General features: G+C 60.4%; 26 protein-coding genes. 23 read left to right on the top strand and 3 right to left on the bottom strand.

The annotated features are described in order from the left end of the window. Positions 1 to 23 precede the first annotated feature (23 nt). From ACK8OU_RS14360 to ACK8OU_RS14250, 23 genes are all read left to right on the top strand, one after another. The gene (locus tag ACK8OU_RS14360) at positions 24 to 164 is read left to right on the top strand and encodes a hypothetical protein (RefSeq protein ID WP_410304110.1); all 141 of its coding nucleotides are present in this window, start codon (positions 24 to 26) and stop codon (positions 162 to 164) included. Further along, a complete protein-coding gene (locus ACK8OU_RS14355) occupies positions 164 to 1,231 on the top strand; it encodes a hypothetical protein (protein WP_410304109.1) in 1,068 nt (355 codons plus the stop codon). The genes ACK8OU_RS14360 and ACK8OU_RS14355 overlap by 1 nt, the downstream gene beginning before the upstream one ends. Then, positions 1,231 to 1,536: a hypothetical protein gene (locus tag ACK8OU_RS14350; protein ID WP_410304108.1), complete on the top strand. Its 306-nt coding sequence runs from the start codon at positions 1,231 to 1,233 to the stop codon at positions 1,534 to 1,536. The genes ACK8OU_RS14355 and ACK8OU_RS14350 overlap by 1 nt, the downstream gene beginning before the upstream one ends. A gap of 8 nt (positions 1,537 to 1,544) precedes the next feature. After that, the gene (locus ACK8OU_RS14345; protein WP_410304107.1) at positions 1,545 to 2,453 is read left to right on the top strand and encodes a type IV secretory system conjugative DNA transfer family protein; all 909 of its coding nucleotides are present in this window, start codon (positions 1,545 to 1,547) and stop codon (positions 2,451 to 2,453) included. Positions 2,454 to 2,455: 2 nt separating this feature from the next. Beyond that, positions 2,456 to 3,625, top strand: coding sequence for an ATPase, T2SS/T4P/T4SS family (locus tag ACK8OU_RS14340; protein ID WP_410304106.1), 1,170 nt, complete (start codon positions 2,456 to 2,458; stop codon positions 3,623 to 3,625). Next, positions 3,615 to 4,181: a YcbK family protein gene (locus ACK8OU_RS14335; RefSeq protein ID WP_410304105.1), complete on the top strand. Its 567-nt coding sequence runs from the start codon at positions 3,615 to 3,617 to the stop codon at positions 4,179 to 4,181. Before ACK8OU_RS14340 ends, ACK8OU_RS14335 begins: the two co-directional genes overlap by 11 nt. Continuing rightward, on the top strand, positions 4,178 to 4,465 hold the full coding sequence (locus ACK8OU_RS14330; protein ID WP_410304104.1) for a hypothetical protein: 288 nt from the start codon (positions 4,178 to 4,180) through the stop codon (positions 4,463 to 4,465). Before ACK8OU_RS14335 ends, ACK8OU_RS14330 begins: the two co-directional genes overlap by 4 nt. Continuing rightward, entirely contained in the window at positions 4,450 to 4,986 is a 537-nt protein-coding gene (locus ACK8OU_RS14325; protein WP_410304103.1) for a hypothetical protein, read from the top strand. Before ACK8OU_RS14330 ends, ACK8OU_RS14325 begins: the two co-directional genes overlap by 16 nt. Positions 4,987 to 5,123: 137 nt before the next feature. Beyond that, entirely contained in the window at positions 5,124 to 5,873 is a 750-nt protein-coding gene (locus ACK8OU_RS14320; protein WP_410304102.1) for a hypothetical protein, read from the top strand. Positions 5,874 to 5,958: 85 nt separating this feature from the next. Further along, the gene (locus ACK8OU_RS14315; RefSeq protein ID WP_410304101.1) at positions 5,959 to 6,711 is read left to right on the top strand and encodes a hypothetical protein; all 753 of its coding nucleotides are present in this window, start codon (positions 5,959 to 5,961) and stop codon (positions 6,709 to 6,711) included. Further along, positions 6,711 to 7,046, top strand: a complete 336-nt coding sequence (locus ACK8OU_RS14310; RefSeq protein ID WP_410304100.1) for a hypothetical protein — start codon at positions 6,711 to 6,713, stop codon at positions 7,044 to 7,046. The genes ACK8OU_RS14315 and ACK8OU_RS14310 overlap by 1 nt, the downstream gene beginning before the upstream one ends. A gap of 9 nt (positions 7,047 to 7,055) precedes the next feature. Continuing rightward, entirely contained in the window at positions 7,056 to 7,706 is a 651-nt protein-coding gene (locus tag ACK8OU_RS14305) for a DotI/IcmL family type IV secretion protein (protein ID WP_410304099.1), read from the top strand. 1 nt (position 7,707) lies between these two features. Next, positions 7,708 to 9,096: a DotH/IcmK family type IV secretion protein gene (locus ACK8OU_RS14300; protein ID WP_410304098.1), complete on the top strand. Its 1,389-nt coding sequence runs from the start codon at positions 7,708 to 7,710 to the stop codon at positions 9,094 to 9,096. Between the two features lie 15 nt (positions 9,097 to 9,111). Continuing rightward, positions 9,112 to 10,719 carry a DotG/IcmE/VirB10 family type IV secretion system protein gene (locus ACK8OU_RS14295; protein ID WP_410304097.1) on the top strand — a complete coding sequence of 536 codons (1,608 nt, stop codon included), beginning with the start codon at positions 9,112 to 9,114 and terminating at the stop codon, positions 10,717 to 10,719. Between the two features lie 9 nt (positions 10,720 to 10,728). After that, positions 10,729 to 11,013, top strand: coding sequence for a hypothetical protein (locus ACK8OU_RS14290; RefSeq protein WP_410304096.1), 285 nt, complete (start codon positions 10,729 to 10,731; stop codon positions 11,011 to 11,013). Further along, positions 11,010 to 11,336 carry a hypothetical protein gene (locus tag ACK8OU_RS14285; protein ID WP_410304095.1) on the top strand — a complete coding sequence of 109 codons (327 nt, stop codon included), beginning with the start codon at positions 11,010 to 11,012 and terminating at the stop codon, positions 11,334 to 11,336. The genes ACK8OU_RS14290 and ACK8OU_RS14285 overlap by 4 nt, the downstream gene beginning before the upstream one ends. After that, on the top strand, positions 11,336 to 14,296 hold the full coding sequence (locus ACK8OU_RS14280; RefSeq protein WP_410304094.1) for a hypothetical protein: 2,961 nt from the start codon (positions 11,336 to 11,338) through the stop codon (positions 14,294 to 14,296). Before ACK8OU_RS14285 ends, ACK8OU_RS14280 begins: the two co-directional genes overlap by 1 nt. 26 nt (positions 14,297 to 14,322) lie before the next feature. Then, complete coding sequence (locus tag ACK8OU_RS14275) at positions 14,323 to 14,727, top strand: hypothetical protein (protein WP_410304093.1); 405 nt, start codon at positions 14,323 to 14,325, stop codon at positions 14,725 to 14,727. Positions 14,728 to 14,821: 94 nt separating this feature from the next. Beyond that, a complete protein-coding gene (locus tag ACK8OU_RS14270; RefSeq protein WP_410304092.1) occupies positions 14,822 to 15,394 on the top strand; it encodes a hypothetical protein in 573 nt (190 codons plus the stop codon). A 6-nt stretch (positions 15,395 to 15,400) separates the two neighbouring features. Next, positions 15,401 to 17,200, top strand: a complete 1,800-nt coding sequence (locus ACK8OU_RS14265; RefSeq protein WP_410304091.1) for a secretion/conjugation apparatus DotM-related subunit — start codon at positions 15,401 to 15,403, stop codon at positions 17,198 to 17,200. A 27-nt stretch (positions 17,201 to 17,227) separates the two neighbouring features. Next, entirely contained in the window at positions 17,228 to 18,355 is a 1,128-nt protein-coding gene (locus ACK8OU_RS14260; RefSeq protein ID WP_410304090.1) for an LPD7 domain-containing protein, read from the top strand. Further along, complete coding sequence (locus ACK8OU_RS14255; protein ID WP_410304089.1) at positions 18,352 to 18,588, top strand: hypothetical protein; 237 nt, start codon at positions 18,352 to 18,354, stop codon at positions 18,586 to 18,588. Before ACK8OU_RS14260 ends, ACK8OU_RS14255 begins: the two co-directional genes overlap by 4 nt. Continuing rightward, positions 18,585 to 18,833 carry a hypothetical protein gene (locus ACK8OU_RS14250; RefSeq protein WP_410304088.1) on the top strand — a complete coding sequence of 83 codons (249 nt, stop codon included), beginning with the start codon at positions 18,585 to 18,587 and terminating at the stop codon, positions 18,831 to 18,833. The genes ACK8OU_RS14255 and ACK8OU_RS14250 overlap by 4 nt, the downstream gene beginning before the upstream one ends. A 5-nt stretch (positions 18,834 to 18,838) precedes the next feature. Here ACK8OU_RS14250 and ACK8OU_RS14245 read toward each other — a convergent pair whose 3' ends face one another. The 3 genes from ACK8OU_RS14245 to ACK8OU_RS14235 are packed head-to-tail and all read right to left on the bottom strand — an operon-like array spanning position 18,839 to position 19,924. Next, positions 18,839 to 19,309, bottom strand: a complete 471-nt coding sequence (locus tag ACK8OU_RS14245) for a thermonuclease family protein (RefSeq protein ID WP_410304087.1) — start codon at positions 19,307 to 19,309, stop codon at positions 18,839 to 18,841. After that, complete coding sequence (locus ACK8OU_RS14240; protein ID WP_410304086.1) at positions 19,302 to 19,718, bottom strand: PIN domain-containing protein; 417 nt, start codon at positions 19,716 to 19,718, stop codon at positions 19,302 to 19,304. Before ACK8OU_RS14240 ends, ACK8OU_RS14245 begins: the two co-directional genes overlap by 8 nt. Next, positions 19,718 to 19,924 carry a type II toxin-antitoxin system VapB family antitoxin gene (locus tag ACK8OU_RS14235; RefSeq protein ID WP_410304085.1) on the bottom strand — a complete coding sequence of 69 codons (207 nt, stop codon included), beginning with the start codon at positions 19,922 to 19,924 and terminating at the stop codon, positions 19,718 to 19,720. Before ACK8OU_RS14235 ends, ACK8OU_RS14240 begins: the two co-directional genes overlap by 1 nt. Between the last annotated feature and the right edge of the window lie 112 nt (positions 19,925 to 20,036).

The following is a 20,036-nucleotide window of genomic DNA, read 5'->3' as shown; positions in this document are numbered from 1 at the left end:
TGCATTTTTCAGGAGTATCCGTCATGAAGATCCTGGCACTCGTCCTTGCCCTCGGGGCGCTCTCGGCATGTGCTTCCACGCAGTCAACGATCAAGCCGGAAGAGACGACAGAGCAGTTCGTCAACCGCGTCATCAATAGCTCTGGCGGGTATGTGGGCTACTGATGCTGATCGTGATCGACACGGGCTTGGCGTCAACGAAAGCCGCTGCGCTGGTCGGCCAGACTGTGCGCGGGATCAGCTTCTCTTCGTCTGTGGTGCGAGGACTTGTCAGCGAACAGGCCGGGGGCGTTTATTGCCTCGGGAAGACCACGAACAATTTTCAGATCTACTCGGCGCTCGCACAGGACTATGGGGTGTTCCCGGTCGGGGCAGCTAACTTCCGCGAACCCTCGAATGCCAAGCGTCGTGTGCTGATCGAACATGCGATGACGAAGCTCTCTGTGACGGGGAAGACGAACGTCATTCTGACGCAGCCCGCGCCCATCCTCTTTTGCGGTGGCGAAGATCAAACGAACCGGGTTCGGGAGGCGGAAACCTCACTTCTGAAAATGCCGGTCGGCACCATCGATCCGGCGTCCGGTCGGCCCGCTGCATCGAAGTGGAAGTTGCATCAGGCAACGGCCAGCGTGGAGACGGCCTGGGCCATTTACGATCTCGCCATCAAGTCTCCTGCGACGACGCAAGATGATCTGGTCGAGTTCACCGAGGATCGCGTCAGGGTAGGGGCCACCGTCGCGGTCGTGGACTTCGGGGCGACAGGGACACGCATCCACTATGTCGAGTGGACGGGAGAATTGCTGCCAACGCTTGTCATGAGCCGCTATCACGAATTTGGCCTCGGCACCGAGGAAGCGGCCTCGCAGATCGACCAGCGCCTGGTCGAGCGTCACAGCTACCGAGACGTGATCGATCTTCCCCAGCTGCGCACAGACCCGACAATCCTGACGGCGGGCACTCGTATCGATGTGAGCGATCTTGTCGATGATGCCATTCGCGAGGCCGTTGCCCTCATGCGGGTGTCGGGGTTGGACCAGCTGAAAGGCGAGGTCGAGGCAGGGGAGGTTGACCACGTTCTGTTTGTCGGCGGGGGTGCCCGTGTGTTTGGCGGTATCGTTGCTGAACAGTTCCCCAGCGATGCCGTCCTTGGCGTGGAGAACCCGGAGCAAGCTCCTGTGCGTGGTCTGCTCAAGGCGCGGGCGTCCAATGGCAATGGTGGGGGGCGCTCGTAATGGCGAGGCGAGGTCGCAAATCCGAGCTGCGCCAGTCGCGGACGTATCTCAACCCGGAGAGCGAGATCGAGGCTGCGATCAGCGAGTTCATCGACAAGTCGGTGCGGATGCGCGGCAGTCACGCCATGCGGGCGATGCTGGTCATAGCCTGGCAGCAGATGCAGGGCTTCGACCGTGCCGAGTTCGACCGGCATTTCAAGGGAAGCCACAACTTTTCCGTCTTCGAGCGAATTCGCTCGAAGCAAGAGGCGAGCACGGGGGCAGACTCGCTGTTGTCAAATCCGCCCACACCAAAACTCAAATAGAGGCCGATATGATGCTCAAGCGCACTCTCATCATCGCCTGCGCCGCCGCCTGCATGTCCGGGTGGGGTGCGGTCGCCCAACAACTGCCGACGCCGGGGACGCCGCTGGTCGCCCCAGCGCCGGATTGCTCCGATCCTGACGAAAGACGGCAGAGCGCCTGCCGGGGCATGGAGGATGAATCGTCGTCGTTCGTCCTCAACACCGTCAACGCCCCGTCCACGAACGTGCGCTATAACGACATCGTAAACCCGAACAGCAACTTCTATCGCCGGACGCAGAGCTTCGTTCCGTCCGATCCCAAGCTGCGGGTGATCTACGATGCAGCTCGTGGCGTTGGCATTCGCGCTGGTTATGCCGACGAGGCGCGGCGGATCAACGAGATCGTTCAGCGGCGCTATGTGTCGAACCTGAACCAACGGTTCAATTTCCGCAGGCTGATGATCCAGACCTATGTGATCCCGCCTGTCATCACCCGGATCAACAATATCCAGGAGGCATCCGGCCAGCTCCTTTATTTCTCGAATAGCTCCTTCGAGATCGTGAAGGATGCTCGCTTGGCGATGGAGCCGCCGCGCTGGCAATCATACCTGACATTGCCGATCCAGCCGATTGCCGCGCCACAAGGTCTTTCGGTTGAGACGGCAAAGGAAGAAGAGGCGTGGCGCGAAGGTGCTTCGACCGGCTGGTATGCTGGCATCACCGAGGCCAGGCGCGGCTTTGTGACCGGCTGGAACATCCTCAATCGCGACTATGGTGGGATGCTTCGCTACCACGAGCTGTCGCGCCAAGGCGTCGTTTCGCTGCCGAATCTGAACACGGAAGTCAGCCGGTGGCGCGTCACCGAGGGTGGAACGCGGGCACACCAGAACGAGCGCACCTTGCGGCTCAACGTGGCCCCTCGGTTTCGGAGGCCCTAACCGTGTGGATTGGCAATCCTCTCGATTACAGCGGGCCGCATCTGTCTGATCCCGATGCGGTCATTCCGCTCTTGGCGTTTCTTGCCCGCATGAAGGTGGATGATATTTTCATTTCCACCGACATGCCGGTGCTCACCCTGCACAAGGGTGAAATGCTCTCGGTCACGCGCTACACCTTGAACGGGAGCCAGGTCGAGCGGGTTCTCAAGAAGATCACCGGGTCGGACAACGTGATTGCGAAAGTCGGAAGCGGCTCCGATTTCGACAAGGCAATCACCGTAGATGATCCGGTTGAGAAGGACGAAAGCGGTGAGCCTTTGCAGCACCGCTTTCGTCTGAACATTACGGGCGGGTTCGCTGGCAGTGGGCTTGGCTTTGACGCCACGATGCGCCGCATCAACTCGGTGCCGCTGACCATGGATCAGGTGGACTTTCCGAAGGCGCTGCGCAGCCGGTTCGCGGTGACGCAAGGATCGTTCCTGATTGCCGGGCCGACAGGATCGGGGAAATCGACCACCTTTGCGGCCTGCCAGCGCGAGATCCTCGAAGGCGATACCGCGATCAAGGGCAAGATCGTGACCTATGAGGCTCCGGTGGAATACCTGTTCCACTCCATCCCCTCGGCGCACTCCTATGTTCACCAGGCCGAAATCGGGACGCATCTGCCGTCTTTTGCCGCTGGCGTTCGTAACTCGCTGCGCCGTCACCCGTCTCTTATCGTGATCGGGGAAATCAGGGATACCGAGACGATTGAAGCGGCGCATGAGGTGGCCGCAGCGGGCCACCCGCTGTTTGGAACCACCCACGCCAACAGCTGCCTGGAGATCATCCAGCGCTTGGTGCTGAACTTCCCCGTCTACCAGCATGACCGCATGTTTGCGGCCCAGGTGAATGCGTCCAGGCTGTTCATGTCGCAGGCGCGTATTCGTGGCGCGGACGGCGAAATGGTTGTGCTGCGCGATTGGATCTACCTCACGAACGCCGACAAGCAGCGTCTGCTTGAGGCTGGATATTCCCGGCATATCGAGGTTCTGCGCGAGCTGATGAAGAACCCCGAAAACGCTTGCCCAATGCGAGCTTCTATCGATGAGGCGTATCACGCCGGTCGGATCGATGACCGGATGCGCCTCACGCTCTACCGCACCTATGGCGAGGATGAAAATGGCCTATGATCTGTCGCGGCGCAGCGCCGTCTTCGGCATCGTTGCCGCTCTCGGCTCCTATGCCCTCCCAAGCCCCAGCGAAGCATCGCCGTGGGATGAGGTCGGATATGACCGCATCTGGGTGAAAAATGCGAAGGGGGAAGAGCTGACCATCCGGCATTGGGATGGTGTTAACTATGAGCCACAGGCGATCCGTCTCCTGTCCTGGCTGTGGCGGGATTGGCGCGACGAGGATGCTGCCGTCTACATCGACCCGATGCTGTTCACATTTCTGGCGAACATCCAGACCAACCTGTCGATGAATGCTGGGGCACCGTGTCGGATCGACATGAATTCAGGCTACCGGACGGCGCGGCGCAACGCCACTATCGAAGGCGCGGCTCGCAACTCCTATCACATCACGGGCAGGGCAGGGGATTTCAACCTGCGCAGCTTCCCACCCGATGCCGTGTTCCGCATGGCGTCTTCGCTGAATGTCTCGGGGCTTGGGCGCTACCGAACATTCACCCATGTTGATACCGGCGCGACGGGCCGACGCTGGGCAGGAAAAGGGATGAAACTATGAGAGACGACGATGAGTTTGACCGCGAGAGCGTCTTAGTCTCGGAGCGGTGGCGCTTTACCGGGGTGCCCACGACCGTGGCGGGGTTGCACTCTTCGATCCTGCTCGGGCTTCCGGCGATGATCCCGGCCGCATGGTTGGGGATGTTCAAGCCGGTGGCCTTCGGCTGGCTGATCTACGCCGGGCTGATCTACTACCTGAATGCCAAGTGGAAAATCACACCCTTTGAGTGGGTGCGAATGATGATTACGCGGTTCGTGAAGGGCAACAAATGGCGGGTCCGTTAGAGGTTTTCGAGGCGGCGGTCTTTGAGGCTGTCTTCGAGATCATGAGCGTCAAGGATGGTGATGCCGCCTGCGACATTGTTGCGGTCGGCCTTGCCGAGGTTGTTGATGGTCTGGCGCCGATGGACGCCTTGGAGTTCATTGCGCCAAACGCGCCCCGACTGATCCCGGACGATGAGGGCGTGGACGGCGCAGCTGCGATGGTTGTGAACGACTTCTGGTATCGGAACGAGACTTTCGCGCCGATCTACTATGCGGTTGCGCGTGAATACTATGAGCGAGTTCGACCGTCTGCATACCCAGCGCCGCCGGTTGCTACCATCCGCGAGAACGACGCAGCACTGTTTGGCTGCGAGCTGGTTGATATGAAATTTGAGAGCGGCCGGGAAGGGACACAGGATGCAGCCATGGTCCTATGGGCCGGTTGCGCCGCCGCTTCCGTGCGATTTTGCTTCCAGAAGAGCATCGCCATGCCTTTGGGATACGCACTTTTGTTCGCGTTCGTGAGCGCTTCCGTGCCTTAAAAGACAAGAGGAAGCGACGAATCTGCCTATAGCGCGTTGGGTTCTCGCAGGTTAAACTCTTTATCTAAACACAAGTTGAGAGCATATAGAGATACTGCTCCTATGAGCGAACAAGAGAAGAAGCACCGGAGCGCCATATGTCGTCGTCGCTAAAGGCCCTTTTTGACCAGGCGATCCAGCCAGAGTCACCCTATTTGAAGCTCCTTCAGGAGCGTGGCTTGGTGCGGCGTGACCTGTCAGCGGAGGATCTGCGCTCGGAACCTGTTCGCGGGGATGCTGTTGAGCAAGCGCTGATTCTGTTCGCGGCCGACACACAGCGCGAAGAGCGTCAGGAGATCTTAGCGCAGTTGCAAGCCAGCCAGCCGGAGCAGGGTATGGAGGTCGCAGCCTTTAAGGGTTTCGAGCAATCGGCTACGCCGGAAGCTGTGTTCCGGCAGTTGGAAATGAAGGCAGAAGCCATCTGGGAAAAGGCTGTTGCGGCCACCCGTGAGAATGCACGGCTGGTTTCCGTTGCTGTCGGCGCAGCAGCGACAGCGATCACAGAGAAGAGCTACGACAAGGCGGCACAGCTTCTTGAAACCGCTGCGGCCGACCAGGCGAAGATCGAAACGGAGTTTCAAACGGTCTACTCGGAAGCCCGGCGCGGGCTTCGCCGCGAATACAACGCGCAGTTCCAAAGCCGCGTATGGAGCGATCCGGCCACTCGGCATTTCGACACGCTGGTAAACCGCTCTATGTTCGTGCCACCCGAGGAAATGCGCCAGTCAGCCCATCAGCTGGCAGAAACCAAGCAGCGCCTCATTTCCGAAAAGTCCTATTCCACGGAGCTGGAAAAGCGTGTCCAGGCTCGGCCGGAACGCAACCCAGGGCAGGGGTTCCGCCCGTAGCGGCAAACGCTAAATCTATCTAAAAACCGATTGTAAACTCTCGATTGGCCGAGTATAGTTTTCTTGGTCAGACGGGAGTTTTTTCATGTCCAACACCAAATACGGCCTGCTGGTCGGGGGCGCGGTCGCCCTTGCTGGAATTGCGGGCGCAGGCGGCTTCTATGCTGGGAGTCTTTCCCAGAAGGTCGCATTTCTTGAACGGGCCTCGGCGCGACCGGCAATGCCCGCGACCCAGCCCGTTCCGGCATATCCAACGGTTCCTTATGCGGCGGCTCCGACCATTGCGGCACCGGCACCGGCACCGCTGCCCGCGCCGTCTCTGAATGCGGACGGTGTTCCGGTGCAGCTCGCGCCAGTCCTGCAAGACGCAGAGTCCGTCGCTCCGCTGCTTGCAGCGCTGGCGCAGGCAACCGCGTTCAAGGTCGAAGGCGAGCTTGCTCAAGATCAGCCGATATTCGCCTTCTTCGATCCGCGCTGCCCCTACTGCAAGCGGGCGATGCAGGAGCTGAACGGCAAGGCGAACATCAATTGGATTCCCGTCTCGCTGCTGGGCGATCTGAAAAGCGGCGCAGACATGATCGAAGGGATGCGCACCCTCGAAGGGCAGGCGGCAATCCAGTCCGTTGTGGATGGTGCGATTCCCGCTGCGACGGGCAGCGCTGAAACGCAGGGCCAGCTGCAAGACAATGCTGCCATTCTGTTCGCTCTCTATGAGGGGGCGAACGATGTGGTTGCCGTCCCTTCATTCGTGATCCCGCGAGCGGATGGCACGGCAACCTTCTATCGCGGCTTCAACAACGATGACGCTGCCACGATCCTTGAGGCGTATGGCTCGTGATGTTCTTCGGCAAGCGCAAGAACGATAAGCTCCCTTTGCAGCTTCCCGCGCTTGTGCAGCCGGAGCTGCCGGTTCCACCCTCGTTGCGGATCATGCAGGTCGCATCATTGCGCTCGCTGGCCTACGGCCTGCTGGTCGCAAACGCCATTTCCCTTATCTGCGCAGGCGGCTTCTTCGCCCTGATGCTCTCGCGGATCGAGGAAATCCCCTATGTCGCGGATGGTTCCTCTTACGGCTGCATACCTGCAAGGCAGGAGTTCGCGCCTGCTGCGGCCGAGGCACCAATCACTCCCCGGACACCAGTCTTTGAGCCGTTGGCTCCCATAGAAGGATGACGGAAGTCGATGGACGCACACGCCCAGATCGAAATTCGTGACAATCATGTGCGCTCGCAGAAGCGCTTCACGATCATTACGCTCGTCGGGCTTGGCGTTGCGCTGGCCGTGTCGCTGCTCTTCAACCTCGCGCTTATCATCGCGTTCAATTCCTACCCGAAGACGGAATGGATGTGGACGAAGGACGCGAAGGCGGTTTGCGAGGCTACACCGCTGACGGAGCCGAATATCTCGCAGGCGCTGTTGGCGGATTTCGCGGCTCGGGCCGCGATCAGCGTTCACACCTATGACTATATCAACTGGCGCGAAAACCTGTCCTACGCGGTGCAGAATTACTTCACGCCGGTCGGCGGGCGGTATTTCATCGACGCTTTTGCGCGATCCAACATCCTGCGCCAGGTGCAACGCAACTTCTATGTCGTCTCGGCTGTCACCGATGGTCCGCCTCTGATCCAGTCCACCGGCATCGATCACGGACGCATGTTCTGGAAGGTCGAAGTGCCCCTGACGATCACCTATCGCTTCGGGGCCGACTACCGCGCCGAACGGCGCATCATCGAGCTGACCGTTTTGCGGGTGGACCCGACGCCCGCCAACCCCAACGGGGTCGCTATCGACGGCTTTGTCTCTGTCCAAAACACCAACGCCCGCAGGAATTAACATGATGGTCAAACAATATGTGTCTGCCATTGCGATTGCTGTTGCCCTGCTCGGGGCTGCGCCTGCCGTCGCACAGGATCTGAATCTTTCGGCCGAAGAGCTGCAAACCTTCCTCGCTGCCAATCAGGGCTTGCCGCCCGAAGAGCTGGCGGCGCGGTTGAAGGAGCTGAACGACCGAACGCTGGACGCCCAGCGCGATCAGTCGCGTTCCGGCTATTCCTATGCCAGCCAGCCTGATCTGCAAATGCGGGCGGTGCGGGTGCGCTCGAACGCGACCCCCACGGGGCCGCAACCGCTGCGCCTCGGGCAGGGCGTTATCACGGCGGTCAATTTCGTGGACGAGGATTTCCGGCCGTTGCCGATTGTTTCTGTCGTTCACGATCCGAACGTCTTTTCCGTCAACGGCAATGGTTGCCCGCAGCCTGGCGGCGGCGGGCAGGGTGGTGGTCAGGGACGAGAGGCCGGAGGTAACGGCAATACGCTCAACATCTACCCCTGCCAGTTCTGGGCGAACGGCACGATCAACGTCACAGTGAGCGGTGCCGCGCAGCCGGTGATTTTCTCCGCATCGGCCGGGTCGGCCGAGGAACGGCCGCAGGTCGATGCCATGGTGACGGTCGAGGTCAACGATGGCGTCACGAATGCCTTGCCCGAATTCGCCTCGCGCCGCCTCACGATCAATCCGGTGGATCGCTCGACAAGCGGCGTCACCCCGATCTATCCGGGCCTCGGCGTCATTACCGATGTGGCCTTCATCGACGGATCGGGCAATCCGTGGCCGATTGAAGAGGTCGTTTATCAGGCGTCCATGGTGTCGGTTGGAGGCTCGGCCTGTGCCGCCGAAGATCAGAACGGCGGAACGACCGGAAAGGGCACTGGCAACATGCTCTACCTGTCGCTTTGCCGCGACCGCAGCTCGAATATGTCGGTGAAGCTGCAAGGCGCTCCTGCTGCCCTCGGCCTTCTGCTGGTTTCGCCTGGGACGGATCAGAGCGCCGCAAAGCGCGATGTGACGCTGACGGTCACGGTTCCGGGGCGCAGCCCCACGGCTGTGGCAAATGCTACTGCCGCGTCCTCGGCTCTGGCGGGGAACAATGTGGACCGCACTGGCTTCCAGCCGGATCGGTTTCTGACCGATTTCGCCAATGGCACCCCGCCGCGTGGCGCTCGTTTTGTCCAGATGCTCGGCGCACCGAATATCGAGGGCTACATCTACAACGGCCAGCTCTATGTGCGTGGCCGCTACCGCCCCGTGAACCCCACTGCTGATGCCTCGGCGTCCAGCAGTTCCGGGGGAGTGAATGTCTGGCGCTACAACCAGCCCGTTAACAGCCTGATCGTGGCGGATGCACAGAGTGGTCGGGAGTTTTCCCTGACCGCCGATTACTGATCGGAGGTTGATCCCATGGCGAACATGAAAACCATTCTGCTCATTTCGGGCGGTGTCGTCGCGGCTTTCGGCGCAATCGTCGTGATGAATATCGCGGCATCGAACACGGACGCGGAAAACTTCGGCGGCGGCGTCAGCCAGCAGACCTTGCCGCGTCAACTGCCGGAATCGAACGCCGATCCCTTCCAGGTCATTTCAGACGAAGATGAAGCGGCTCGTCGGGCGACGAGCAACCGCAATATTGCTGATGAGGCGATCAAGGACAGCGGTGGCACCTTGCAGAGCTATACCGCACCGCCAGTCATCCAGATGGAGGGCAGTTCGGGGGATCAGCATGATCCAATGGCCGGGGCCTTGGTCAAAGATGCAGCGCCCGTTCCCGAGGCGCTGGCTGAAACCGCAATTGAGCCGGTCCGGGCACCGGAGATCGAATACAAAGTGCCGGAAGCGGCAGGAACAGAAGCTGCGCCGGTAACGGGCGCGACAGGCGGCGATCCACTCACGGACAACTTGCTTCGCCGGGCTTTGTTGAGCGGGAGCCGCCAGCAGGGCATCACCATCAACAGCTATAACCATGATGGCGGGAACGGGCGCGTTCCTATGACCATCATGGAGTTCCAAGAAGGTCGGGACGGTGGAAGCACCGGAGGGCTTCCGGTGACGCGCCTGCCCGATGCTGCGCCGTCGATGGCACCGGCAGCGCCCGCAACGGGCAATGGCGCATCCCGTGCGCCAATCATGACACTGCCGGAAACGACCCGCAGCGATGCGAGAGCGCCAGCCACAGGCAACGGTGTCTTGCGCACCATCGATCCGAACACGCCGTCATCCTATATCGAAGGCTCGCTGCTGGATGCAGCGCTCGGCTATGACCGCTTCGCGGCGGTCACGAGCGAACACGATGCAGACTATGACTGGCGCAAGCCCTACCAGATCGCCCAGGTCGCCATCGACAACAATTCCCGCATCTACGATACGGCGCGGAATGGGCAGAGCTTCGATGTGGGGACGCTGCTGCTGCCGGGCGATCAGCGCTATGCCACGCTCATGTATGGGTTCAACAGCGACGACGCTGCCCAGCTGCCGGTGTTTGCGCAACTGCATGATTATGGTCCCGCAAGCTCGGCATATCTGAATGGTGCGCGTGTGCAGGGCACCCTGCGTCTTTCCAACGAAAGCGCGGTGATGGAGTTCGACCGCCTCATTCTCCAGGACGGACGGGTGATCCCCATCACGGCCATGGGGATCAGCGCCGATCAGCTGCGCGTCGGGGTCTTCAAGGACGTCAACAAGCACACGCTGTCCCGCTATTCGTCTTTGCTGGTGTCTGGCTTGATTCAGGGTGTGGGCGAGGTTGGACAGCGCGTTGTCGATAATCGCTTTGGCGGAAACGATGGAAACGTCATCATCATCGGTGACGGCAGCACGACCGACAGCTCGCATGATAAGTTCACGGATGACGATTGGGCCGTGATCGGCATGGGAGCAATGCGGCCCATCGGGGACGCGATGGCTTCTAACGCCGCTCGCGGGTTCAACCGAAAGCCCACCGTCACCGCCCCCGCAGGGTTCGGCTTCTCCATCGTCTTCCTCGAAGGCTTGCCCTTCGCGCAGGTCCAGTAAGGAGCTGACATGGAAGACGATAGGCATCTTGGCACTGTGTTCCAGAGCTGGACAAGCTGGGCCGGATTGAGTTTCAGCGTCCTCGTTCTCGGCGCATCGGTCTTCGGGCTGGTTCTCTCGCTCGTGTCGTTCATCAATATGTTCCGGCATGTGCGGGAGCGCGGAGGCGATCCGGCAGGTGCAGGGTTCCCGGTCGGGCACATCCTGGCTGTGATGATCGCGGGTCTGATTTCGGTGTCGGGCGTGGTCTACGGGCTTGCTTCGTTGCTGTGGTCCCCGATGGGTGCGCCATGACCCGGCGTTATTACTACACCGGGCCGGTTGTCGCCGGGGATGCCGAGTTCATGACGGCCGAGGATCGCGCTGCATCGAAGGCGGCGATCCGCAAGATGCACCTGTTCTGGCGCAGCATCGAGCGCGGAGAGCAGGAGCACCGAAACCTGTCTGATGATGTGGTTCGCCGGATCGAGACAGAGCTGGAACGCCGGGCGGATGTGGGGCGCACCGCCCTGATCCGGGTTCTTCGCTGTTCGGCGGCAGAGCTGGAACAGATCCATCCCAAGACCTTCGACACACTGCCGGACATTTTGCTGGTCGATGACCAGGGGGGGCACTGATGGCATTTTCCGACGAATACTGCGATCTGCACGGCTTTGAGCGTGGCAAGCCGTATTTCACCGCGCACGATCACGGAAACTGCTCGGTTATTCGCGTCCAAGGTTGCGACAGCCTTGCGACCGAGAGCGAATATCAGCAGCGAATTGCGATAGCTGCACAGGCTATCGGGGCGCTGTTGCGCGGACCCAACCACTCGATCAGCATCACCTTCGAGCGCTCGCAGAACAATGCTGACTACATCGAAGCCATGCGCCGTGAACGCGAGCGCGATGCGCAGGCGAAGCGGCTCAATGCGAGTGTCTTGATCGAAGAAACCCTTGGGGTTCTTCAGGAGCGCGTTGTTTACGAGGAAATCCTGGTCGCCTGCTGGACTGGCATCGGCGCTGGATACGCGGAAGAAACCAACAAGGAATTCGCGGCGAACCGGGCGAGCTGGGGCCGCATCAACGCCAAGAATGCGATGGACCCGCTTGTGGCCGTTCGCAACCTGGAAGGCCCGCATATGGGCTTCGTCAACGGCGTTCTCGATGCTCTGCGCTCTGCGCAGCTGAAATGCGAGATTCTTGGGGAGACCAAGGAAGGCGTTCGCCGTGATCTGGCGGCTGTGCGCCGTGCCGCGCTGTTTCACGAAACCTCGGAAGATTGGACACCCCAGACCACTTTCGAGCGCAATTTCTTCGAGTTGAAGGAATACGCGACCAAAGACCTGTCGGGTCTGTTCGCGCCGCCTCTGGCGCAACAGATCATGACCAGTGCGAGCAAGGCGTCCTCTGACATGCGGTCGGTCGAGTTCGGGGGGCGCACATATGCTGTTGTGTATGCCTCGATATTCCCGCGCGAGATGCCGCTCTTCCACCAGCTGTCGAAGCGGCTTGAGCGATACGATGGGCATGGCGAGGCGGATATTCCCTGGCGCTACGCGCTCCATCTGGCGGGGGGCGTCCAGATTTCGGCCGTCCAGGACATTTTCAACACCATGATCTCATTCCTCTCCCCGATGAATGAACAGAAGCGGCTTGCGAACATGGAGGTGAAGGCGCTCGCGCAGGCTGACAAGGAAACCTTTGTCGGTGCCCGGATGATGGCCGTGACATGGATCGAGCCGCATGAGGGGCGCGAGGTTCTGGCCCAGCGCCGTGCTCGGCTTGTTCGCGCTCTTGAGAGCTGGAACAGCCCCACTGTGGTCGAAGTGTCGGTTGATCCGATGCGGGCGCTGGCGGAAACCTGTGCAGGCATGACGCGGCGGGCGATGATTGCCCGCAGTGCGGTTGCGCCGGTCACGGAAATGGCGTTGTCGTTTCCTTTCCACCGGACGGCTCCATTCTTCAGCAAGGGGCAATCGGTGATGATCTCGCCGGAGGGGAAACCTGTCCCTCTGCAAGCGCACTCGCCCGATCAGAATTTTTGGCTGACGCTGATCTCCGCGCCGCCCGGCTCGGGTAAGTCGGTGTTCCTCAACCGCACCAACGCTGAATTTGCGGTGTTCACGCCAGGCGGGCAGCTGCCCTTCATCGGCGTGGTCGATATTGGCCCATCGTCTTCGGGTTTCATCGAGCTGGTGAAGGCGATGGCTCCCGACAACATGCGTCATCAGATGCTGCTCGTTCGCCTCAAGAACGACCGGCACGACAGCACGACCTGCATCAATCCGTTCGAGCTGGGATTGGGCAATCGCAAACCTACTGACCGGGAGCGCCAATTTGTCGAGGCGTTCACGACCGAAATCCTTGGCGACGAAAACGGCCGCACGAACCCTGACTTCGTGGCCTCGGCCGTCAAGCAGCTCTACGCGCAGCTTTCGGACCTTGAGATTTCCAGCCAGCCCAAGCGCTGGCAGGAGGGCATGTGCCCGGAGATCGATGCGCTCTGTGAAAATCTCGGCATCGCGCTGCGCGAGACCACGCGCTGGTGGCAGATCGTGGATCTTCTCGCCGCGCGTGGTCTGTTCCGTGAGGCCATGGTCGCACAGCGCTATGCTTCGCCGCTGCTGGAAGACATGGCGAGGATCATCACGCAACAGGACTTCCGCCAGGACTATGGAGAGCAGTTCTGCAAGGACGCGAACCTGCGCCTGCTCGGGGCTATCGAACAGTTCCCGATCTTCTCCCGCCCGACGACGCTGGACATTGGCGAGGCTCGCATCTGCTCCATCGACTTGAACGATGTTGTAGTGGGCGGATCGTCCAAGGATCGCGGCGTGTCTCGCAACAACGCCCTCATGTATATGATCGCGGCGCAGCTCTTCCTGCGCCAGATCAGCGGCAATGAGGAAGACATTCCGGCAATGTCTTTCCCCGAAGGCGAGCTGCGGGATCGCTATCAGACCTACTGGCGCAAGCGCTTTCAGGACATTGCGGAGACGCCAAAGCGCTTCTGCATGGATGAATTCCACAAGACCGGCTCCACCCCTTCAATCGTCAGTGCGGTTGAAGTGATGGCGCGTGAGGGCCGGAAGTGGGGGCTGGAAATCATGCTGGCCTCGCAAAAGATCGATGACTTTGAATCCTTCAAGGAACTGGCATCGACCATCGTTCTGCTGGACGCGACGGACAACGCGACCAGGAGGAAGTTGCAGCATCAATTCGGCTTTTCGGAAGCCGTGGTTGAGCAGCTGCAAGAGCTTCACGGGCCTCGCCCCAATATGGGCGCGGCTTTCGTGATCGGTGCGAAGCTCAAGACCAACTACCACTGGCTTCGCATCTACAACCATCTGGCGCCCACGCTGCTGTGGGCGCTGGATACGACCACCCAGAACCGCCTTCTTCGGAAGGCTCTGGTCAACAAGCTGGGCCTGGAGCGCGCGCTGAAACTGCTCGTGGCGCGTTTCCCCAGGGGGACGGCGGTGGATTACGTCGAGCAATGGAAAATCGACAGGACTGGCGGCGACGAGGATAGCGGCATTTACGCCGATATAGCCTCTGCGCTGATCCAGGATTTTGTCGAGGTCATCCCGGCATAAGCTCCGGCAACGTGGAAGGTGATAAAATGAAAATCTGGAACAAGATCAAAGACGCGCCGCTCGCTGTGGCAGTTTATGCCACGACCGCCCTGATGGCGGGCAAGCAGGCCATGGCGCAGACTGCTGACGTGCTGAACCCGATCCAGCAGGTCGAGGATGCCCGTGTCGCGGCGCAGAACACCACGCTGGACGTGGACTCGGCCAAGTCGGGTGCGGAGAAGATCGCTGACGTGGCCATCGTCTGGGCCGCGCCCATCGGCCTTCTGATCGCGCTCTTCGGCTTCTACCTGCTGCACAAGGCCAACCAGGACGAAAGCGGCCGCACCGGCAAGGGTATGGCCCTGGCGACCATCGCCATCGGGGGCTGCACCTGCGTATTCTCCGTTCTGACCTTCGTCTTCGTGGAATATGTCGTCGGCACCAAGACCTGATCCCGCTGGCTGCGGCGAACGTGGCTTTGTGCTACGTTCGCCGTAAACCGAAAGACGATGGGTAAAGTCCATCGTAATCAGAAGGGTGATAGACTTGAGCAAAGAAGAAGACACCGAGGTTTATGGCGAGAATGTTCTTGCCCTGATCCGACACAACTTTGGTGACACCAAGAAGGCGCGGGCCGAATTTGCAGCGCTTTTTGAACGTCGCCCAACGTCTATCTGGCCGTGGGTGGGTGGTGTGCGTCAGGGAGTGCCTGCCGCCCAGCGCGAACGCTTTGAAAAGCTGATCGAGAGCGGTGAGCTTCGGCTGATCGATGGATCAGCGGTCAATGACTACGTTCGGCCCGGCCCCAAAAAAGAAGAGGTGGAACGGGAGCCGAGAAGGAATGAAGATCTTCTTGCGCTGATCTGGGATGTGGCTCGCCACAAGAGCCTTGGCCCTACGGCGCTGGAAGCGCTCATGTCTGATACCAATTTCCGGGAGCGCAATCGCACCCCAGCGTTGCTGCTTCGATGGGCCTACCATGAGGGTGGTGTCCCGAAATCTTACCAGGAACAGTTCACCAATGCCTTGGTGCGCTCGGGGATCGCAAAGGTTCTGCTGGATTACGATGATCCGCATGGCCTTTTCGATATTCGCGTGAGTTCCTTTTTCGCGGAGTGATCGAGAATGGCAGTAAAGAGCAAGCGGCAACAGGAATTTCAGACGCTTGGCATCATGCTCGCGATGGCGGTTTTCTTCGTGGGCATCCTCTTTGCGGCCTTCTGGATCGCCAAGCCCGATCTGGTGGCGAACCTCTACAAGACGGTTCGCATGGTCGAGTTCGGCACATTCTGGGATGACCTGTTCCCGCAGGCGCGGCGGTTCATCGCGGAGACGGATCGTGACGTGTTCAGCCTGGCTTCGCTGGTCAAAAGTTCGATTCCCACAGCTGTGCTTGCCGGGGTCGGCATCATGACTATCGGCATCATTGCCCACAACAAGGTGACGAGCGAACACCTGGACGCTTTTATCACCCACAAAAAGCCGCCGTCGATGATGGAGATCCTGCACAAGTTTGCGATCTTCAAACCGGCCGTGCGTTTCGTCCTTGATTATAAGGACTACAAGCTGTCGTCAGCCAAAGGTGATGGCCGACTGCCGTATCACCCTCTGACCTTCCTGCAAGAGCACGGTTTCATTCGGAGGATTGGGGTTCCCGACGAGTGGAAAAGCCCCGATTCAAACCCGGATTTCCCCGAGGCGTTGCCCTATCCGTTTCTGGAAGTCGATAAGACCGGCATCCAGTCCTTTTTCGCTGGCACCTTTGGGCCGCGAAATCCCTTCCTTGACCTCAAGAACATGAATGATCTGGACGCGGTGCGCCGTGCGGTAAACGCCCTTCCGTTCCACATGGTTCTGGTCATGGCCCCCGCCTTGGCGCGGGTGCATTACTCGATCTTCTTCGAGGAAAAAGACTATGTGCGAGCCGTCCTCGATCTGCACAAGTTTCCCGATGAAGTCTGGTTGGAGCTGAACGCCATGAAGAAGGCGGAAGGCGGAAGGCTGCGCCTCGGCTTTGACGATGACAAGCATCGCGCCTCGGAGAACAGTCTTTGGCTTGAGGATCGAGCCAGCAAGAAGACCGGGAAGAAGGGCAAGGATAAGGCATCGCCCCGCGATCTGGTGACGCTGGCCGAGTATCTGCACGAAACCGTGACCGTTGACGGCAAGGAGCTGATGCGCGGTGACACCATGAAGACCGTGAAGAAAGCGCGTGATCTGATGTGGGACGTGCTGACGATGCACCGTCTCGAAGATCGTAAACGCTGGCCGGTCGGGCAGGATGAGAAGGCCAGGTTTATCTGGAAAGACTCTCCCCCGGCCTCGGCCGCGGAACGGGCCTATCTGGACAAAGTGACCGAGCGGTTGATCCGGGCATCCGAGGAATGCACTCAGCTGGTGAGGTCCAACGCCTACAGCTTCGGACTTCTGGGGACGCTGGTTGAGCGCACCCGGCAGATGGGGGTCTATACGCCCAATGTGTGGCGTTGGATGCGCTTCGTGGAGATCCACCACTGGCGGTTCCTGCTCGATCTGGGCAAGCCGATCAGCACGGTCGATTCAATGGGCATGTGGGAGCACTACAACGCCGAGAAGGCGATTGGTGCCCCTATCTATTCACCCTTCCTGCGCCGCACGGCCAACGATCTGTCGCGGCAGGCCGCGCGGTTCGTCACCAAGGAGTTTATCGCCGGTTACAAGCGTTCCGCTGTGATGGATGATACCGGCGCGACATTCGACCTTGAAGCGATCTATCGCGAGGTCGAGCGGGCCGAGGCCCAGAAAGAGGCCGAGAAGAGCGCGGCGCAGAGTGCCCTTGACGTGAGTAGCGCCCTGCAAGGCTTCGACGCCTCGGCCGCTGCCTCGGCGGCGGTGGGCGGGAGGCCCATCACAATCAAGAAGACTGACCGGCGCATCGTCTCCTGATGACGCCCCCAACCTGGGAGACAAGATATGGCTGAAGACCAAGAAAACTATCTGTCGGATGGTTCTGATCCTCGGTTGCCGCGCAAGCAGGCCGAGATCGAGGCGCAGGCGGAAGATCAACACAACACCGAAGTCGCGAAGAAGCGGGCAGAATACGAGGCTCTTCAACTGCGTCACCGCGCCATGATGGACGCCCTGACAGCGAACACGAAAAGCATGTTTGGGAAAACGCCGCCAGAAGTCAGCGTGAACGCCTTGGCCTTGGCCGTCGAAGAAGCCCACCAGCTGACCGCTCTGCGTCAGCTCGAAGGCAAACCGGCAGATGATGCCCGCGACATTCGCGCGTTCAGCCCGCAGATCCACGGCCGGGAGGTGGCGTTCTATTATGAGGGCCGTCCGAAGCCCTCATTCGTGGATGACGGCAAGAACATCTATGTGCCCGACTTTGAAGAGGATGCCGCGCTGCTGGCATCGCTCCAGCTCGCACAACAGCGGTGGGGTGTCGTCAAGGTCAATGGCACAACCGAGTTCAAAGAGCGCGTGGTGCAGATGGCTGTCGAGCACGATCTGAAACTGTCGAACCGCGACCTGGCTGAAATGGTCAGGGCGCGACGGGAAGCCGAAGGAGTTCTGTCCGCGCCCAGCGCAGAAGAGCGCCAGGCAGCGGAAGAATTCCACGCCAGCCCGGCCGAGGCGACCGCACCGGCAGCACCAACGGCCGCAGCAAAGGCCCCGGCCGCGCCCGAACCGCAGGCACAGCCCGTGGATGAGGATGAAGTGATCGAGGCAAGCCCGGAGACGGCACCGGCCGCGTCCGACAGCCCGGCCCCGGCCGAAGCCTCGAAGCCGGAACCCGCAGCGCCTGCGCCAGCGGCGGAACCGGAAGATGACAAGGCTTGGATTCGGGCGATCCAGGAAGAGCGTCGATTGAAAAAGGAGGCGGCTATGCAGGCCCAGAAGGAAGCATCGGCGGAAGCCGACAAGGCCGTGGTGAACACGGAAAACGCAGTGGCGAGCATCGTTTTTGATGAAGATGTGCCGGAAGAAGAAATCGACCTCGGCATGGGCGATGACGACGATTTCGATCCGATGGCGACGGCCGATCCGGTTCCGGCCAGCCCCCAGAAAACCGCAGCCGTGGGGGTGCGGCCATGAGCACGATGTGGGAACAGCGCACCGCGTCAATGTTGGACGCCCTGGACGGATCGGGGGTTTCGGTGAACAGCGCAACCCTGCTTGATGACCTGATCGAGGCGGGTTTGGAGCATCCAAAGGTGGAGCGCTTCTTGGTCAGTCTGCCGGGTTATCCCAACGATCCGGCGACAGCGCTGACGCATCTGGAATACCTGACGAGGACGGCACAGGCTGGCGGGGTATCGCAGGCTTGATCCACCAGCTGAAAACCGGCCTTGAGAAAGTGGCGGTTGTTATTGCGCTCGGCGTCCTGTTCTGGGTGCCGAGCGCTTCTCTTTATCGGGGTGAAGTGCGTTTTGGGCGGCGAGCATATGCCGTGGACCTGACACCAGAAGCCGATGGCATTTGGTTCTATCTGGCGGTGGCGGTTGGGTTTGCCATGGCGCTTCTACTGCTGGCTGGCGTCATCGCTGGGATTTGGTTGAAGCGGCAGCGCTGATCCGATCATCCGCCCCAGCGCCACGCTTCGGGGTTCTCGAACGATCCTGACCAGATCCCGCGCCCCTCGGCGCGGGCTTTTTCTTCGGCTGGAACATAGTCGGCAGAATAGCGGCGATAGGCTGTCGCCCATCCATTCCGCACCATCCATTCCCCTATATCGATCGATCCTACCCGGCACACGGCAATGATGCGCCCGTAGCGGTCCTGATCGCGTCGATCACAGACCAGAACGCGGTCTTGAAGAAGGTCGTCGAGGGCGAACGCAGCCTCTCGGCCGCAGCGCCACTTGGAGCCGTCAGGGTGTGAGCACCGCTGCCGGGCCTCTGGCGCGTCCATGCCGTGGAGGCGGATGCGCTGGCCGTGCAGTTCGATGGTGTCGCCGTCGATCACGGAGACTCGGCCGACCAGGCCGTCACCGGCAATGGCTGCTGTCGCCGTGTTGGCGATGAGGGCGAGGATCAGGATGCTACGCAAGGTCCGTCTCCGCAAAATGCTCGCTGGCGTGGAGCAGGGGCATCCCCGAGGATTTGGCACCGGCATAGGCCATGCAGTCGGCCATGGTCAGCTGGGCAGGGTGCCCAGCGCTCACGCCATAGACTGCGGCCGTCTCAACCGCGAGGCGGCTGATCTTGTTCGTGACCATGATCTCCGAGCATTCGAGCAGCTTCAGAAGCTCGTCATAGGCTTCGGTGGCAAGCTGCACATCCTCTGGGGTCATGGAGCGTCCTCTGGCGCGACTATCGGCCAGCGTCATGACCACCTGGGGGCGGGTGGTGGCGGTCGTTACCGGCTTGCGCCGTGAGGCTTGTAGGCGGGATAGAAGATCGGGTGCGGCCGGGTCGGCCAAAAGGATTGCCAGAAAGGCCGAGCTGTCGATGAACATCACTGGCCCCCCGGCGCGATGAAGCCGTCTTCCTTCACCCTGGCCTGCAAGGACCGGATGCTTTCTGTCAGCGATGGCTTAGATTGAATCTGCTGAAGGTGATGCGCCAAGGCTTCCTTGACCACGGCAACCTTCGTTTTGCCGGTCGCGGCGACCAGCTGCGCGGCGAGGGTCACAACGTCTTCATTGTCGATGAAAAGAGCCATATGGGTTTCCTCATATGCGGCATAGGATCAAGAACATATGCCTTGAACATAATCAGGAGCGCGGGCAAAATACAATTCATATTTAGATAGAGAAAGGTGGAATTATGGCTTC

Source organism: Pontitalea aquivivens (assembly GCF_046507575.1).
In the GTDB taxonomy this organism is placed as follows: Bacteria; Pseudomonadota; Alphaproteobacteria; order Rhodobacterales; family Rhodobacteraceae; genus Pontitalea; species Pontitalea aquivivens.
This window is presented reverse-complemented; position numbering and strand designations above follow the sequence as displayed.